At 75.2% G+C, this 15,676-nt stretch carries 15 protein-coding genes; 12 read left to right on the top strand and 3 right to left on the bottom strand.

What is annotated here, in order from left to right; translation table 11 throughout:
- Positions 1-58 precede the first annotated feature (58 nt).
- The 7 genes from OG618_RS17135 (at position 59) to OG618_RS17105 (ending at position 8,358) form a co-directional block, all read left to right on the top strand.
- A complete protein-coding gene (locus OG618_RS17135; protein WP_329488327.1) occupies positions 59-1,363 on the top strand; it encodes an SUKH-4 family immunity protein in 1,305 nt (434 codons plus the stop codon).
- A gap of 211 nt (positions 1,364-1,574) precedes the next feature.
- Positions 1,575-2,435 carry a glycerophosphodiester phosphodiesterase gene (locus tag OG618_RS17130; RefSeq protein ID WP_329488326.1) on the top strand — a complete coding sequence of 287 codons (861 nt, stop codon included), beginning with the start codon at positions 1,575-1,577 and terminating at the stop codon, positions 2,433-2,435.
- A gap of 108 nt (positions 2,436-2,543) precedes the next feature.
- Entirely contained in the window at positions 2,544-3,506 is a 963-nt protein-coding gene (locus OG618_RS17125) for a Ppx/GppA phosphatase family protein (protein WP_329488325.1), read from the top strand.
- A gap of 636 nt (positions 3,507-4,142) precedes the next feature.
- Positions 4,143-4,946 (top strand): sugar phosphate isomerase/epimerase family protein, encoded by an 804-nt coding sequence (locus tag OG618_RS17120; RefSeq protein WP_329492150.1) that lies wholly within the window; start codon positions 4,143-4,145, stop codon positions 4,944-4,946.
- Positions 4,947-4,974: 28 nt separating this feature from the next.
- Positions 4,975-5,754, top strand: coding sequence for a class I SAM-dependent methyltransferase (locus tag OG618_RS17115; protein ID WP_329488324.1), 780 nt, complete (start codon positions 4,975-4,977; stop codon positions 5,752-5,754).
- A 119-nt stretch (positions 5,755-5,873) separates the two neighbouring features.
- Complete coding sequence (gene ilvD, locus OG618_RS17110; RefSeq protein WP_329488323.1) at positions 5,874-7,718, top strand: dihydroxy-acid dehydratase; 1,845 nt, start codon at positions 5,874-5,876, stop codon at positions 7,716-7,718.
- Between the two features lie 106 nt (positions 7,719-7,824).
- Entirely contained in the window at positions 7,825-8,358 is a 534-nt protein-coding gene (locus OG618_RS17105; protein WP_329488322.1) for a hypothetical protein, read from the top strand.
- Positions 8,359-8,362: 4 nt separating this feature from the next.
- Here OG618_RS17105 and OG618_RS17100 read toward each other — a convergent pair whose 3' ends face one another.
- A complete protein-coding gene (locus tag OG618_RS17100) occupies positions 8,363-9,712 on the bottom strand; it encodes an SCO2583/SCO2584 N-terminal domain-containing protein (protein WP_329488321.1) in 1,350 nt (449 codons plus the stop codon).
- A gap of 114 nt (positions 9,713-9,826) precedes the next feature.
- The gene (locus tag OG618_RS17095) at positions 9,827-10,261 is read right to left on the bottom strand and encodes a hypothetical protein (protein WP_329488320.1); all 435 of its coding nucleotides are present in this window, start codon (positions 10,259-10,261) and stop codon (positions 9,827-9,829) included.
- A gap of 202 nt (positions 10,262-10,463) precedes the next feature.
- Here OG618_RS17095 and proC point away from each other — a divergent pair, with 202 nt between their 5' ends.
- The 3 genes from proC (at position 10,464) to OG618_RS17080 (ending at position 13,273) form a co-directional block, all read left to right on the top strand.
- Complete coding sequence (gene proC, locus OG618_RS17090; RefSeq protein ID WP_329488318.1) at positions 10,464-11,291, top strand: pyrroline-5-carboxylate reductase; 828 nt, start codon at positions 10,464-10,466, stop codon at positions 11,289-11,291.
- 22 nt (positions 11,292-11,313) lie between these two features.
- Complete coding sequence (locus OG618_RS17085) at positions 11,314-11,967, top strand: HAD family hydrolase (protein WP_329488317.1); 654 nt, start codon at positions 11,314-11,316, stop codon at positions 11,965-11,967.
- Between the two features lie 100 nt (positions 11,968-12,067).
- Positions 12,068-13,273 (top strand): MFS transporter, encoded by a 1,206-nt coding sequence (locus tag OG618_RS17080; protein ID WP_329488316.1) that lies wholly within the window; start codon positions 12,068-12,070, stop codon positions 13,271-13,273.
- A 24-nt stretch (positions 13,274-13,297) separates the two neighbouring features.
- On the opposite strand, the gene OG618_RS17075 is transcribed toward OG618_RS17080, so the two are convergent.
- The gene (locus OG618_RS17075) at positions 13,298-13,777 is read right to left on the bottom strand and encodes a MarR family transcriptional regulator (RefSeq protein WP_329488315.1); all 480 of its coding nucleotides are present in this window, start codon (positions 13,775-13,777) and stop codon (positions 13,298-13,300) included.
- A 129-nt stretch (positions 13,778-13,906) separates the two neighbouring features.
- On the opposite strand from OG618_RS17075, the gene OG618_RS17070 reads away from it, so the two are divergent.
- Positions 13,907-14,272, top strand: coding sequence for an HGxxPAAW family protein (locus OG618_RS17070; protein WP_329488314.1), 366 nt, complete (start codon positions 13,907-13,909; stop codon positions 14,270-14,272).
- An 85-nt stretch (positions 14,273-14,357) separates the two neighbouring features.
- Positions 14,358-15,554 carry an acetoin utilization protein AcuC gene (locus OG618_RS17065; protein WP_329488313.1) on the top strand — a complete coding sequence of 399 codons (1,197 nt, stop codon included), beginning with the start codon at positions 14,358-14,360 and terminating at the stop codon, positions 15,552-15,554.
- Positions 15,555-15,676: the final 122 nt, after the last annotated feature.

Raw genomic sequence — 15,676 nt, 5'->3', positions numbered from 1 at the left:
CGCCCCTCTCCGCCCGCGCGCCCCTCCCGGCCCGCGTCCATGCAAGGAGCACCACCCTGTGACCACCCGCGCGCAGGCGGTCGAGGCCGCCCACCGCTGGATCAACGGCGAGCTGCCGAGGGCCTCCGCCGACGGCTCGACCGGGAGCCGGCGGGTGCACTCGCACGAGTTCGACCTCGGCTGGGTGGTCTGGGCGGAGCCCTCGCCGGTGGGGGTCGACCCGCTGACGGGGGAGCGGCGCGCACCCGAGGAGGTGGGGGCGGCCTGTGCGGTGGTGGACCGGATCACCGGGCGGTTCACCGTCTGGCCGTCCGTACCGGTGGACGAGGTGACCGCGCTCTACCGGGACTTCGTGGGCGCCGGCGCCCACGACCCGGCCCGGCCGCCGTCCACCGGCCGGGGCACCCGGGCCGAGCTGACCTACCGTGACGACCTCGGCGAGGTCCGCTCGCTGGCGCTGCGCTCGGCGCCCGGGCTGCCGCACCCGGCGCTGCGCGGCTGGTGGTGGCTGCGCGAGCGGGGCGTCCGCCCGGAGGACGTGCTGGCCGTCCGCACCGACCTGCGGCTGAGCGCGCTGCCCGGCGGCTACTGGGCGTACGCGCTGGCCGCCGAGCTGCCGGGCGCCCGGGTGGAGGCCGAGCTGTCCTACGGACCGCGCTTCGACCACCGGGCGGCGGCCGTCCGCGCGCTCCCGGCCGAGCCCGGCGGACCGGTCCGCAACCGGGTGCCCTTCCCGCGCGGCGGCCCGGCCCCGGCCGCCGGAGCGGACGACGGGCTCGCGGCGCTGCTGGTGGAACGCTTCGGCGCCGGCGGCGTCCGGCGCTTCGACCCGGCCGACGTCGCCCGGGCCGACCTGCCGGAGGCCACCGCCCGGGTACTGCTGACGGTCGGCGTGCCCGTCGCGGTCGAGGGCTTCTTCGCGCTGCACCACCCGCGGCCGGACGCCATCGCCGACGGCACCCGGCCCGGTACGGTGCTGCCGCCGCTCGCCGCCCACCTGGCGCAGACCGGCCGCGGCACCCGGGTGGCCGAGCGGGAGCGCCTCGCACTGGCCCCGCAACTGCTGCTCGGGACGGACGGCTGGGCGCTGATCGCCCTGGACACCGCCTGCGGCGCCGTCCGGGCCGTCGACCCCGACTACGCCACCGCCCGGCACTGCAACGCCGGGCCGGCGGCCTTCGTCCGCAGCCTGGCCCTGTTCGCCGGGTGGCTGCCCGGTCTGCCCGGGCTGGACCCGCGGGCCGCCGGCACCGCCGTCGCCGAGCTGCAGCGCGCTCTGGCGGCGATCGACCCGACGGTCTTCGACGACCCGGAGAACTGGTGGGCCGTCATCGTCGAGCAGCTGTGGGACGGTCTGCTGTGACGCCGGGGCGGCGCGTCCGGGTGACCCGCGGTGCGCCGCCGCCGGGCCGGAGCGGGCGGCGGGCGCACGCTGGAGGCGACCGCCGGCACGGTCAGGTTGTCGGACCGGTTCGCTGATCCCCCGCCGACGCGTCGACGATGTCCCGGACGCCCGGCACCCCGCCGGACACCCGCGTCCGCCCGGTGTCCGAACCAGAGCTGGAGCCCGAGCCGTGACCGCCTCGCCCCGCACCGCCCACGCGGCCGTCCTCGCCGCCCTCGCGGTGCTGGCCGGCGGCTGCGCCCCCGCCCCCGAGCTCCGCGCCCGTCCGGTCGCGGCCGAGCGGAGCTGCGACGCCCCGACGGTGATCGGCCACCGGGGCGCCCCGCTCGACGCCCCCGAGAACACCATGGGCTCCTTCGAGACGGCCCTCGACCAGGGCGCCGACTGGCTGGAGACCGACGTCCAGACCACCCGGGACGGCGTGCCGGTCCTGATGCACGACCCCACCGTGGACCGCACCACCGACGGCCACGGCGCCGTCGCGGACCTGACCGCCGCTCAGGTCGCCGAGCTGCGGGTGACCGTCGGCCCCGGCCCGGCCGAGGCCGTGCCGACGCTGGAGCACCTGCTGAAGCGGCTCGCCGGCAGCCCCGTGACGCTGCTGATGGAGATCAAGTGGCAGCGGGCCGAGGACGTCGCCCGGATCGCCCGGATCGCCGCCGGCAGCGGCGCCCGGGTCTACCTGTACTCGTTCTCCGCCGAGCACCTGCGCCAGGCCCACGCCGCCGCCCCCGCCCTGCCGGTGGTCCTCATCCAGGGCGCCTCGCTCGCCGACGACCCCGGTGACCTGCCGCTGCACGGCATCGCCCTGGAGGGGGCGCTGGCCACCGCCGACCGGATCGCCGCCGAGCGCGCGGCCGGCCGCGAGGTCTACGTCTGGACGCTGGACGACGAGGCGTCCTGGCAGCTGATGACCGACCGGGACGCCGACGGCCTGATCACCAACGCCCCCGGCCGGGCCCGCCGCTGGGCCGACGCCGGCTGCCGCACCCTCCACCCGACCGCGCCGCAGGGCACTCACGGGCCCTGAGCCGGCGCCGCTGGTCCGGACCAAGTCACCGGGCCCGGACCGCCGGACCAGCACGAATACCGACGCGCCAGGTCTGTCCGGAGGCGGGATCGCGTAGCGTGAAGGGCTATGCGACTCGGTGTTCTCGACGTAGGTTCCAACACGGTCCACTTCCTCGTGGTGGACGCGCACCCCGGTGCCGCCCCCGTCCCCGCCTACTCCCACAAGGCGGAGCTGCGGCTCGCCGAACTCCTCGACGACCGGGGCGCGATAAGTGAGCCCGGGGTGGCGAAGCTGGTCGGCATGGTCGCCTCCTCGCTGCGGGTCGCCGAGGACAAGGGCGTGCTCGACATCCTGCCGTTCGCCACCTCCGCCGTCCGGGAGGCCGCCAACGGCGAGGAGGTGCTGCGCCGGGTCGCCGAGGAGACCGGGGTCGAACTGCGGGTGCTCTCCGGGCAGGACGAGGCGCGGCTCACCTTCCTCGCCGTCCGCCGCTGGTTCGGCTGGTCCTCCGGCCGGCTGCTCAACCTGGACATCGGCGGTGGCTCGCTGGAGATCGCCTGCGGGCTGGACGAGCAGCCCGACGTGGCCTGTTCGCTGCCGCTGGGCGCCGGCCGGCTCACCGGCCGCTGGCTGCCCGGGGACGTCGCCGACCCGGAGGGCCTGCGCGAGCTCAGACGCCACATCCGGGCCGAGATGGCCACCGTCGTCGGCGAGATCGCCCGGCTGGGCTCCCCCGACCACGCGGTCGCCACCTCCAAGACCTTCAAGCAGCTCGCCCGGATGACCGGCGCGGCCCCCGCCGACGCCGGCCCGTACGCCGACCGCCGGCTGACCCGCAGCAACCTCTCCGCCTGGCTGCCCCGGCTCTCCGCGATGACCGTCGCCGAGCGGGCGCAGATCCCCGGTGTCTCCGAGGGCCGCGCCAAGCAACTGCTGGCCGGCGCCCTGGTCGCCGACGCCGCGATGGACCTCTTCGGCCTGGACGAGCTCGACATCTGCCCGTGGGCGCTGCGCGAGGGCATCATCCTGCGCCGCCTGGACACCATGGACGGCGCGGTCGACCGCCGCCGGCCCGCGCTCGCCACCTGAGGGGCGGTCCGGCCGGCCCGCGCCGGGAGGGCCGCTCCCCGTTCCGGGCGCGGTCCGCTTACGCTGTCTCCCGTGGCGCAACCAGCGGACGAGGACGGGACGCGGGAGGGTCGCGCTCCCGGGGACGGGCAGCCGCGGCCGGACACCCCGCGCCGCACGGACCCGCCGCCCGCGGCCGCCGGCGGCGAGCCGGCCGGGACCGGCGGTGCCGGACGGGCCCGCAAGCTGGGCAAGGCCGTGAAGGGCGCGAAGAGCGCGCGGAGTGCCAAGGGCGCGAAGAGCGCCGGGCCGGCCGGGGCTTCCGGGGCGTCTGAGGATTCTGGTACTTCTGGGGCGGCGGCCGCGGCGAAGTCCGCCCGGGCGGCCCGGAAGGCCACCGGCGGAGCGGTGAAGAAGGCGGCGAAGAAGGCCGCCAAGAAGGCGGCGAAGAAGGCCACCGGGCAGCCACCCGCGGCGGGGACCGCGACCGGCGGGACCGGCACGGCGCCCCGCGGGAACCGGACCGCCCGGGCGGCCGGCGCCGCCAAGGCCGCCGTCCAGTCGGTGAAGTCCGTCAAGGCCGCCCGGCAGGCCGCGGCCCACCCGGCCCCGCTGCTGCGCACCACCGACCGCCTGGTCCTGCCCCCGCACCCCGGCCTGTGCATCCCCGACACCAAGGTCGCCCTCTCCACCGCCTCGGTCTACCCGGCCAACACCGCCATCGCCTTCGAGCTGGCCGAGCGGCTCGGCTACGACGGCGTCGAGGTGATGGTCTGGAACGACCCGGTCAGCCAGGACATCGAGGCGCTGCGCCGGCTCTCCGACGCCCACCGGATGCCGATCCTGGCCGTGCACGCGCCCTGCCTGCTGATCACCCAGCGGGTCTGGACCAGCGACCCGTGGACCAAGCTCGTCCGGGCCCGCGCGGCGGCCGAGAAGCTCGGCGCGAGCGCCGTCGTCGTCCACCCGCCGTTCCGCTGGCAGCGCCAGTACGCCCGGGACTTCGTCGAGGGCATCAACCGGATGGCGGGCGAGACCGACGTCCGCTTCGCCGTCGAGAACATGTACCCCTGGCGTTACCGCGACCGCGAGATGCTGGCCTACGCACCCGGCTGGGACGTCACCGAGGAGGAGTACCGGCACTTCACCATCGACCTCTCGCACGCCGCGACCTCCCGGATCGACGCGCTCGCCATGGTCGACCGGATGGGCGACCGGCTCGCGCACATCCACCTGGCCGACGGCAGCGGCTCCGGCAAGGACGAGCACCTGATCCCCGGCCGGGGCAAGCAGCCCTGCGCCGAACTGCTGGAGCACCTCGCCCGGACCGGCTTCGACGGCCACGTGGTGCTGGAGGTCAACACCCGGCGCTCCGCGTCCCCCGCCGAACGCGAGGCCGACCTCGCCGAGGCGCTCGCCTTCACCCGTCTGCACCTGGCCACCCCCGCCCGGGTACGCTGACCACGAACTGCCTTACCGAGGGGGACATATGACGGACAGCACGGACTACCGGCGGCTCGCCGGCTCGTTCGGCGGGGTGGCCGCCGAGTACGACCGGGCCCGTCCCTCGTACCCCGACGAGCTCTTCGACGCGCTGGAGCGCCTGGCCGGCCGCACCCTGAAGGGCGCCCGGGTGCTGGACGTCGGCGCCGGTACCGGTATCGCCACCCGGCTGCTGGCCGGCCGCGGCGCGGACGTGATCGCCGTCGAGCCGACCCCCGGCATGGGCGCCCAGTTCCTCACCTCCTCGCCGGGCCTGCCGCTGGTCCGGGGCGACGGCGACGACCTGCCCTTCCACGACGGCTCGGCCGACTTCGTCACCTACGCCCAGGCCTTCCACTGGACGCACCCCGAGCGGTCCGTGCCCGAGGCGATCCGGGTGCTGCGCCCCGGCGGCGCGCTCGCGACCTGGTGGAACGTGAAGGACAGCGGCGTCGCCTGGGTGGCGGCGATGGGCGAGCGGCTCGCCAAGGCGCTCACCGGGACGTACCACGGCTACGGCGCGGTCAACGAGATCGTCTCGCACCTCGCCCCCCACGACCTGCGGATCGGCACCGCCACGCTGCGCTGGGAGCGCCGGGTCACCGTCGACCACGTGATCACCGACCTGGTCTCGCGCTCCTACCTGGCCTCCCTCGCCCCCGAGGAGCGGGCGCCGCTGCTGGCCGTCGAGCGCGAGGCGCTGCTGGCGGAGTTCCCGGACGGCTGGGTGGTCGAGCCGTACGTCCTGGACCTCACCGTGGCCCGGACCCCGGACGCCACGGCCTGACCGCATCGCGGACGCGGTGTCCGCCCGCCGGACGGCGGGCGTAGTCTCGAAAGACACAGCGGCCGCGCACCCTCCTCACCCGGCGGGGCCGCCAGCAGCCTCCGAAGGAGTGGAGCACAGTGCCCGAGCTGAAGTCCCGTACGGTCACCCACGGTCGCAACATGGCAGGCGCCCGGGCGCTTCTCCGGGCCGCCGGCGTAGCCCGCGAGGACTTCGGCAAGCCGATCATCGCGGTCGCCAACTCCTTCACCGAGTTCGTCCCCGGGCACACCCACCTCCAGCCGGTCGGCCGGATCGTCTCCGAGGCGATCAAGCAGGCGGGCGGCATCCCGCGCGAGTTCAACACCATCGCGGTGGACGACGGCATCGCGATGGGCCACGGCGGCATGCTCTACTCGCTGCCCTCGCGCGACCTGATCGCCGACTCGGTGGAGTACATGGTCAACGCGCACTGCGCGGACGCCCTGATCTGCATCTCCAACTGCGACAAGATCACCCCGGGCATGCTGATGGCCGCCCTGCGCCTCAACATCCCGACCGTCTTCGTCTCCGGCGGCCCGATGGAGGCCGGCAAGGCCACCCTGGTCGACGGCACCGTGCGCAGGCTGGACCTGGTCGACGCGATCTCCCAGGCGGTCAACGAGAACGTCTCCGACGAGGACATCGCGATCATCGAGGAGAACGCCTGCCCGACCTGCGGGTCCTGCTCGGGCATGTTCACCGCCAACTCGATGAACTGCCTGACCGAGGCGATCGGCCTCTCGCTGCCCGGCAACGGCTCGGTGCTCGCCACCCACACCGCCCGCCGGGCGCTGTACGAGAAGGCCGGGCGGACCGTCGTCGAGATCACCAACCGGCACTACCAGCAGGACGACTACAGCGTCCTGCCCCGCTCGATCGCCACCCGGTCCGCGTTCGAGAACGCCATGGCGCTGGACATCGCGATGGGCGGCTCGACCAACACCATCCTGCACCTGCTCGCCGCCGCCCAGGAGGCCGAGCTGGACTTCGACCTGCGGGCCATCGACGCGGTCTCCCGCCGGGTGCCCTGCCTCTCCAAGGTCGCGCCCAACGGCTCGTACTACATGGAGGACGTCCACCGGGCCGGCGGCATCCCCGCCATCCTCGGCGAGCTCTACCGCGGCGGCATGCTCCACGAGGACGTGACCACCGTCCACTCCGACTCGCTCGCCGAGTGGCTGAAGACCTGGGACGTCCGCGGCGGCTCGCCGTCCGCCGAGGCCGTCGAGCTCTGGCACGCCGCCCCCGGCTGCGTCCGCTCCGCCGAGGCCTTCTCCCAGTCCGAGCGCTGGGAGTCGCTGGACACCGACGCCGCCAACGGCTGCATCCGCAGCGTCGAGCACGCCTACTCGGTCGAGGGCGGCCTGGCCGTGCTGTACGGCAACCTCGCCGAGGACGGCTGCATCGTGAAGACCGCCGGTGTCGACGAGTCGATCTGGACCTTCAGCGGCCCCGCGGTCGTCGTCGAGTCCCAGGAGGACGCCGTCGACGCGATCCTCACCAAGCGGATCAAGGAGGGCGACGTCGTCGTCATCCGCTACGAGGGCCCCAAGGGCGGCCCCGGCATGCAGGAGATGCTCTACCCGACCTCGTTCCTCAAGGGCCGGGGGCTCGGCAAGGCCTGCGCCCTGGTCACCGACGGCCGCTTCTCCGGCGGCACCTCGGGCCTGTCGATCGGCCACGCCTCCCCGGAGGCCGCCTCCGGCGGCACCATCGCGCTGGTCGAGGACGGCGACATCGTCGCCATCGACATCCCCGGCCGGACGATCTCGCTGGAGGTCCCCGCCGAGGTGCTGCACGAGCGCCGGCTGAAGCTGGAGGCCGGGGGCGGCTACCGGCCGAAGAACCGCGAGCGCCAGGTCAGCCAGGCGCTGCGGGCCTACGCCGCGATGGCCACCTCCGCCGACAAGGGCGCCGTCCGCGACGTCTCCAAGCTCGGCTGACACCCCCGCGCCACGAGGAGCCGTTCCGCCCCGGGCGGGACGGCTCCTCCCGCGTCGGCCGCCGGATGCTGTCTCGCGGGCGGGGCGCCGGGTGATAATCGGCCGTGTGAACGAGGACCCCACCCCCACCCCCAGGCCCGCCGGCGCCCCCGAGCCGGAACCGATCCGCTGGTTCGGCACCAGCTGGGTCGGCCGTGGCACCGACTACCGGCTGCGCCGGGTCGTGGTGCCGCTCGGCGCCCTGCTCGCGGCGGTGGCCGGGGCGTTCGTCCTGCGCTTCGCCGTCGAGGGCGTCCAGCTGTCCGACAACGGCGGGTTCGTCAACGGCCTGCTGGTCGCCGCCGTGGCGATCTGCTCCTGCCTGGCCGGGCTGCGCAACTGGAAGCTGCTCAGCGAGGGCAGGGACCAGCTGACCGGCTGGATGGCCGAGGACAAGTCGCTCGGCGTGGTCTGGGTCATCGGCGGGGTCGGCGCGCTGTTCGCCTACTTCCTGCGCGGCCTGGTCGAGGCCCCCGGCGAGGCCGTCAAGCGCGCCCGGTACGAGCGCGCCACCGCCCAGTACGGGCGGCGGCAGGCGGGCCGCGGCGGCCGGCCCGGCGCGAAGAAGGCGGCGCCGGGCCGGGGCGGGCGCAAGCGCTGAGCGCTCAGCTGCGAGTGATCGTGCCGCACTCGCCCCGCGCGGTCAGCTCCTTGGAGCGGTCGTACGGGTCGGTGGCCGGTCCGGTCCGCTCCGGGTCAGGTTGGGCGAACTGGGGGAACCGGGGGTGGAGGAAGCCGTCGTAGACCTCGCAGGCGGTGTTGCCGACCTCGGACCGGCGCTTGCCGAAGTTGATCTTCTTCGGGTTGTTCTGGTACTTGCCCGGGTCGTAGAACCGGAAGTCCTCCGTCTTGCGCACGATGGTGCGGGCGGTCCGGGTGTCCCCGGGGACGTCGGCCACCGGGAGTAGCAGGCCGACCGGCTTGACCGCGCCGTCCCCGGGCGCGGGCGGCGCGGGCGGCGCCGACCGCGGGGACTGCGCCGGGGCGCCCGGCGTCGGCCGCTGGGCCGTGGCGCGCTGGGCCGCCTCCGGGCCGGGACGCAGCGCGTAGACGTAGGTGAAGTCGGTGTGCACCACCACCCCCTTCTCGCCGTCGCCCTCGACGCTGATCCGGCCCTGCAGCCTGACCCCGTCGGCCACCTGGACCGCCTCGCGCGGATCGAAGCGGTCGAACGCCGAGGTGGGGTCGTCCTCCTTGCTGGGGCGGGCCAGCGCGGTCTCCAGCTTGTCCCGGCTCTCCCGCTCCAGCATCGCCAGCGCGGCGTCCGGCCGGCCGCCCGCGATCACCTTCGGATCCAGGTTGGCCGCCGCCAGGTAGTCCTTCACCAGCTTGACCTGGGCGGCCACCTGCTCGGCGCCGAACACCCCGATGGCGCCGGGGGCCTGCGGCAGGTCGAAGGCGTCCATCGTGGTCGGCCAGTCCTTGGCGGGGGAGCCGGCCCACGGGCGGTCGACGGTGGGCTGCTCCTCGTCGACCGGTGAGGGCGCGCCGGTCGGCCGCGCGGTCTCCGGGGCGACCGGCGCGGCGGACGTGCCGGACCGGTCCGGGGCGGCGCCGAAGGTCGTCGAGAACCAGGAGCGCACGCCGTCGACGTTGAGCGCGCCCAGCAGCACGACCACCGTCAGCAGCACGTACAGCGGTGCCTGCCACCGCGGCCGCGGGCGGGCGTTGCCCCAGGGGTCGACCGCTTTCGGGGCGCGCCCGAAGCGCCCGGCCTTCCTCGGGCCGTCGTTCACCGAGCGCCGGCCGCCCGGGTCGACCGGCGGGGTGTGCTGCCACCGGGCGGAGAGCATCCGGGTGCGGCCGGCGGGCTCCTTGACGGCGGCCCCGCGGACGAACTCCTCGTCCAGGACGAGGTCGGCGAACGGGTCCTTCCCGCCCGCTCCGGACGGGTCCGCCCCGTCCGGGGCCCGGCCCTCGGACGGGCGCGGTTCTGGATCTTCGGCTATCGGCATCGCGCCAGTATGCCGACGGGGTGTGACAGGGAATCGATCGGGGGCACACCGTGTGGTGAACTCGGGTGCGGCGTGCGGGAATCACCCCGTTTTGTCCGGCTCGCGGGCCGGTGCTCAGCCCTTGCCGCGGGCCTGCTTCACCGAGCCGACCACGCCCGCGACGGCCAGCAGGAGACCGGCCGGCAGCAGCGAGAGGAAGAACGCGCCGAACAGGCCCGCGTCCCCGAGGATCGTCTGCGCCAGCATGTTCAGCACCAGCAGCCCGCCCGCGGCCGGCATCGCCGACTTCCACGGATGCGCGTCCGCCCACCGGCGCAGCCGCCGGTCGGTGGTGTCCTTGCGCAGCTGGCCGCCCACCGTGCCGACCAGGAAGAAGAAGAACAGGGCCCAGCCGGCCGGTCCGGCCAGCATGCTCAGCGACCAGTCGCCGGTGATCGCGTCGATCCCCAGGGCGGTCGCCCCCACCACCGCACCGACTCCCGCGGCCGTCCGCCACGGCCCGAGCGTCGCGGCGGCGACGGCGGCTTGCCGGTTCTCACGTCGGGACATCTCTCCGTGTGCCATGCCTCCACGGTGCGCCCGCGCACGGCCCGAAGCCATAGGGGAGAACCCCGAGTTTCTCCCTAGGGCGGACGCCCCCGGGCCCGGCCCCGGGGCGGACGCCGCCGTGCCCTTCCGCAGGGTGGACGGTCCCGCCGCGGGCGGGGGAGCGGTGCGAGGATGGCGGCAGGAACGGATGCAAGGAGCGGGCATGGGCAGCGGCGCGGCGCACGGGCAGAAGATCGCCTTCCTCGGGACGGGCAAGATCGGGGAGGCCCTGCTCTCCGGTCTGCTGCGGGCCGGCAAGGACCCGGCGGACGTCCTGGTGACCGCCCGCCGGCCGGAGCGGGCCGCCGAGCTGGCCGCGAAGTACGGCGTCGGCGTGGTGGCCAACCACGAGGCCGCCAAGCTCGCCGACACCCTGATCCTCGCGGTGAAGCCGCAGGACATGGGCACCCTGCTGGACGAACTGGCGCCGCACGTCGGCGCGGACCGGCTGGTCATCTCGGCCGCGGCCGGCATCCCCACCGCCTGGTTCGAGGAGCGGCTGGCGCCCGGTACCCCGGTGGTCCGGGTGATGCCCAACACGCCCGTCCTGGTGGACGAGGGCATGAGCGTGATCTCCGGCGGCTCGCACGCGACCGAGGCGCACCTGGAGCGGGCCGAGGAGATCTTCCGCTCGGTCGGCAAGGCGCTGCGGCTGCCGGAGTCCCAGCAGGACGCGGCGACCGCGCTCTCCGGTTCGGGCCCGGCGTACTTCTACTTCCTGGTCGAGGCGATGACGGACGCCGGCATCCTGCTCGGCCTGCCCCGGCACGTGGCGCACGACCTGATCGTGCAGTCCGCGATCGGCGCCTCGGTGATGCTGCGGGACTCCGGCGAGCACCCGGTGAAGCTGCGCGAGGCGGTCACCTCGCCGGCCGGCACCACCATCGCGGCCATCCGCGAGCTGGAGAACCACGGGGTGCGGGCCGCGCTGCTGGGCGCCCTGGAGGCGGCCCGGGACCGCTCCCGGGAGCTGGCCTCCGGCGGCCGGTAGGCCGCCCAGTAGGCTCGGCCGCATGGCCTACGACCTGGTGATCTTCGACAACGACGGCGTGCTGGTGGACAGCGAGCCGCTCTCCAACCGGTTGCTCGCCGAGTACCTCACCGAACTCGGCTACCCGACCACGATCGAGGACTCCTACCGGGACTTCATGGGCACCGCGGCCCACCGGATCCACGACGTGATCGCCGAGCGGCACGACGGCGCGAAGCTGCCGGAGGGCTTCGACGAGCTGTTCCACGGCCGGGTGTTCGCCGCCTTCGACGCCGAACTCACCGCCGTGCGGGGCGCGGAGACGCTGCTGAAGGAGCTCGGGCAGCGCTCCGTGCCGTTCTGCCTGGCCTCCTCGGCGCACCACGCGTGGATCCGCACCGCCCTCGACGTCACCGGTCTGCGCGGGTACTTCGCCGAGGAGCGGATCTTCAGCGCGCAGGACGTCGGCGTGGGCAAGCCGGCCCCCGACCTCTTCCTGCACGCCGCCCGCGCCCTCGGCGTCGACCCGGCCCGCTGCCTGGTGCTGGAGGACAGCGTCAACGGCGTGCTGGCCGCCCGGGCGGCCGGGATGGACGTCTACGGCTACACGGCGCTCACCGACCCGGCGCGGCTGACGGCGGCGGGCGCCACCGGGCTGATCGGGGACCTCGCCGAGGCCGCCGCGCTGCTCGGCTGAGCGGCGGGGCCCGTACCGGCGTGCGCACCCCCTCCCCAAAAACCGCGCCACCCCCTACGCTCTCGCCAACATCGTTGTACCGGCCAGTAGCGAGGTGTGCGTGAAGATCGGGACGGCGCCCGGTGCCGCGGCACCGCCACGGCTGCGGGCGGGCCGGGCCGCGCTCACCGCGAGCTTCCTGCTCCAGGGCGTCACCTTCGCGCTGCTGGTCACCTGCATCCCCGAGATCCAGGACCGGTACGGGCTGAGCGACGCGCTGCTGCCGGTCTTCCTGGCCGCCGTGCCGATCCTGGCCGGCGTCGGGTCGATCGTCTCCGAGCAGCTGGTGCGGCGGGCCGGCGCGCGGGCGGTGCTGCGGGTCGTCCAGCCCGCCGTCTGCCTCAGCCTGGCCGGCGCCGGGTTCGGCCGCACGCTCTGGCAACTCGCGCTCGCGCTCGGCGCGTTCGGCCTGCTGGTCGGCGCGCTGGACGCCAGTATGAACATGCTCGGGGTCGGCCTGCAGCGCCGCTACGGGCGCTCGATCATGCTCGGCTTCCACGCCGCGTTCAGCCTCGGCGGCATCCTCGGCACGGTGGTCACCGGCCTCGGTTCGCACTACCACCTCGGCCTGCCCGTGCTGTTCGGGACGGCCGCCGTGGTGATCGCCCCGCTCGCGGTGCTGGCCGGGACGCGGTTCGCCGGGCCCGCCGAGCTCGGTGACGCCGTCCGGGAGGCCGCCGAGGCCGCGGCCCGCAGCGTCCCGTGGCGGCCGCTGCTGCCGCTCTGCCTGGCGATGGCCTTCGCGTACATCGCCGACGCCTCGGTCTCCAACTACAGCGTCAAGTACCTCACCGACGGCCTGGGCAGCGCCGAGGACGTGGCGAAGCTGTCCTACCTCGGCTACATGGTGGCGATGCTGCTCGGCCGTGCGCTGGGGGACCGCGCGGTGCAGCGCTGGGGCGCCGTCCCGGTGGTCCGCGGCGGCGCCGCGCTGGCCGCGCTGGGCTTCGCGATCGCCGCCGCCGCGCCCGGTGCGGCCGCCGGCATCGCCGGGTTCACCGTGCTCGGCTTCGGGATCTGCGCGATCATCCCGCAGGTCTTCGCGGCCGGCGGGCGGCTCCTCCCGGACGACTCGGACGCCGCCGTGGCCCGGCTCAACCTCTTCAACTACGTGGGCTTCCTGATCGGTTCGCCGCTGGTGGGCGCGATCGCCGACGCCAGTTCGTACCGCTGGGCGCTGCTCGCCCCGATGCTCCTGGTGCTCGCCGTCCTCCCGCTGGCCGACCGCTTCGCCCCCGCCCCGGCGCTCGTCCCGGCGCGGGCCTGACGGCGGCGCCGCGCCGCGTGGCGCTCAGCCTTCGCGGATCTCGTCCAGCGACTCCCGCATCAGGGCCTTGGCGCGGGTGAACCAGTCCGCGAGCACGGCGATCTCGTCCGGGGTGTAGTCGGCGAACAGGCGGCCGAACCGCTCGTACATCGGACCGTAGACCTGGAGGATGCGGGCCTGCGCGGAGTCCTCCATCACCACCCGTACCCGGCGGCGGTCGGCCGGGTCGGCCTCGCGGCGGGCGTACCCGGACTTCTCCAGCCGGTTGAGCACGCCCGTCACCGCGCCGGTGGTGAGCTGCGCCCGCTCGGCGAGGTCGCCGGCGGCGAGCGGCTCCCCGGCCATGGCCGCCTCGATGACGAAGCCGAGGCAGGTGAGGTCGGTGACGTTCAGCCCGAGCCGGGCGGCGATGTCCTGCTGTCCGAACTGGGCGAGCGCGATCATCCGGTCCATCGCGTACTGCGCCTGCTCGGTCGTCGCCCGCGGGCGCGGCTTGCCCTCCACGGAGCATCTCCTTAGTATCTAAGTTACTTAGCTCGCGAGATAAAACGTCGGTCGCGGCCCGCTCCCCGGGCGCGCCGGCCGTCCGCGAAGCCCATCACAGCGGAACCCCATCACACCAAAGAGGGAGACATGGGCGCACACGACGAGCACGACATGGGCCACACTGTCGCCGGCTGGACGGGTGTCGCGATCGCGATCGCCGGCAGCGCGGTCGCCGGGGTGGCCTTCGCGGCGGGCTCGGCCGCCGCGTTCTGGACCGGCCTCGCCGTCGCCGCGGCCGGGGCGCCCGCCGCCTGGCTGCTGCACCTCGCGGGCTGGGGCAAGGCCACCGGGCCCCGCCCGGCCGGCCGCCGGCACTGGCGCACCCGGGACACCGCCGCCCGGGCCGGCCACACCGACTGCCTCGGCTGCCGGCTGGCGGGCCGCACCGGCGTCGCCGCCGCGCCCGCACCGGCGCCCGCGCCGGGCCCGGCCGCCCGGCTCTCCCGGAGGTAGGCCCGCGCCCGGGCGGGCCGTTCACCGACCCCGGGGGTGTGACCTGGCGGCGGTCGCGGCGCGCGCACGCACTACCGTGGACGCCATGCCCGAAGCCGAGCGTGACACCCCCTGCGGCCTGCACCTCTTCTGGGACGAGGCCGTCACCGCCTACGACTTCGGTCCCGGCCACCCGATGGACCCGGACCGGCTGGCGCTCACCATGCGCCTGGTGGAGTCCCTCGGGCTGAGCGCGGGGCCCGGCGTCACCGTCCGGTCCGCACCGCCCGCCGGCGACTCCACCCTGCGGCTGGTGCACACCCGGGAGTACGTCGCGGCGGTCAAGCACGCGGCCGCCCACCCCGAGGAGGTGGACCTGCGGCACGGGCTCGGCACCGACGACAACTGGGCCTTCCCCGCCGTCCACTCCGCCTCCGCGCTGATCGCCGGGCAGTCGGTCGCCGCCGCCGAGGCGGTCTGGCGCGGCGAGACCCCGCACGCCGTCAACTTCGCGGGCGGACTGCACCACGCGATGCCCGCCCGGGCGTCCGGCTTCTGCGTCTACAACGACCCCGCGCTCGCCATCGCCCGGCTGCTCGAACTCGGCGCCGAGCGGGTCGCCTACGTCGACGTGGACGTCCACCACGGGGACGGCGTCCAGCAGGCGTTCTGGGACGACCCCCGGGTGCTCACCGTCTCGCTGCACGAGCACCCCGCCACGCTCTTCCCGCAGACCGGCTGGGCCACCGAGACCGGCGGCCCGGCCGCGCCCGGCTCGGCGGCCAACCTGCCGCTGCCGGCCGGTACCGGTGACTCCGGCTGGCTGCGCGCCTTCCACGCCCTGGTGCCCGAACTGCTGGCCGCCTTCCGCCCGCAGGTGCTGGTCACCCAGCACGGCGCGGACACCCACCTGGAGGACCCGCTCGCCCACCTCGCCGTCACCGTGGACGCCCAGCGGATGATCGCCGAGGAGCTGCACGCCCTGGCCCACGAGCACGCCGACGGCCGCTGGATCGCGCTGGGCGGCGGCGGGTACGCCGTCGTGGACGTCGTCCCGCGGACCTGGACCCATCTGGTCGCCACCGCCGCCGGCCGGCCCGTCGACCCGGCCACCGAGACCCCGGAGGCCTGGCGCGCCGAGGTCTACCGGCGCACCCGCCGGCCGGCCCCGCTGCGGATGACCGACGGCGCCCGGCCGGTCTGGCGGGACTTCGACGCGGGATACGATCCGGCCGACCGCCTCGACCAGGCGATCCTGGCCAGCCGCCGCGCCGTGCTGCCGCACCACGGCCTGCTGCCCTGAATCCCGGCCCCCGGTTGTGGAGGCGCCGGGCGGTGCGCACGACCCCTGCGACAGACCGCCGAGTGACTACGTAATGCAACAGGACTATCTCTCACCGTACGAGGACTGGGCTTCTCCCTCTT

Origin of the sequence: Kitasatospora sp. NBC_01246 (assembly GCF_036226505.1) — a bacterium.
Lineage (GTDB): Bacteria > Actinomycetota > Actinomycetes > Streptomycetales > Streptomycetaceae > Kitasatospora.
This window is presented reverse-complemented; position numbering and strand designations above follow the sequence as displayed.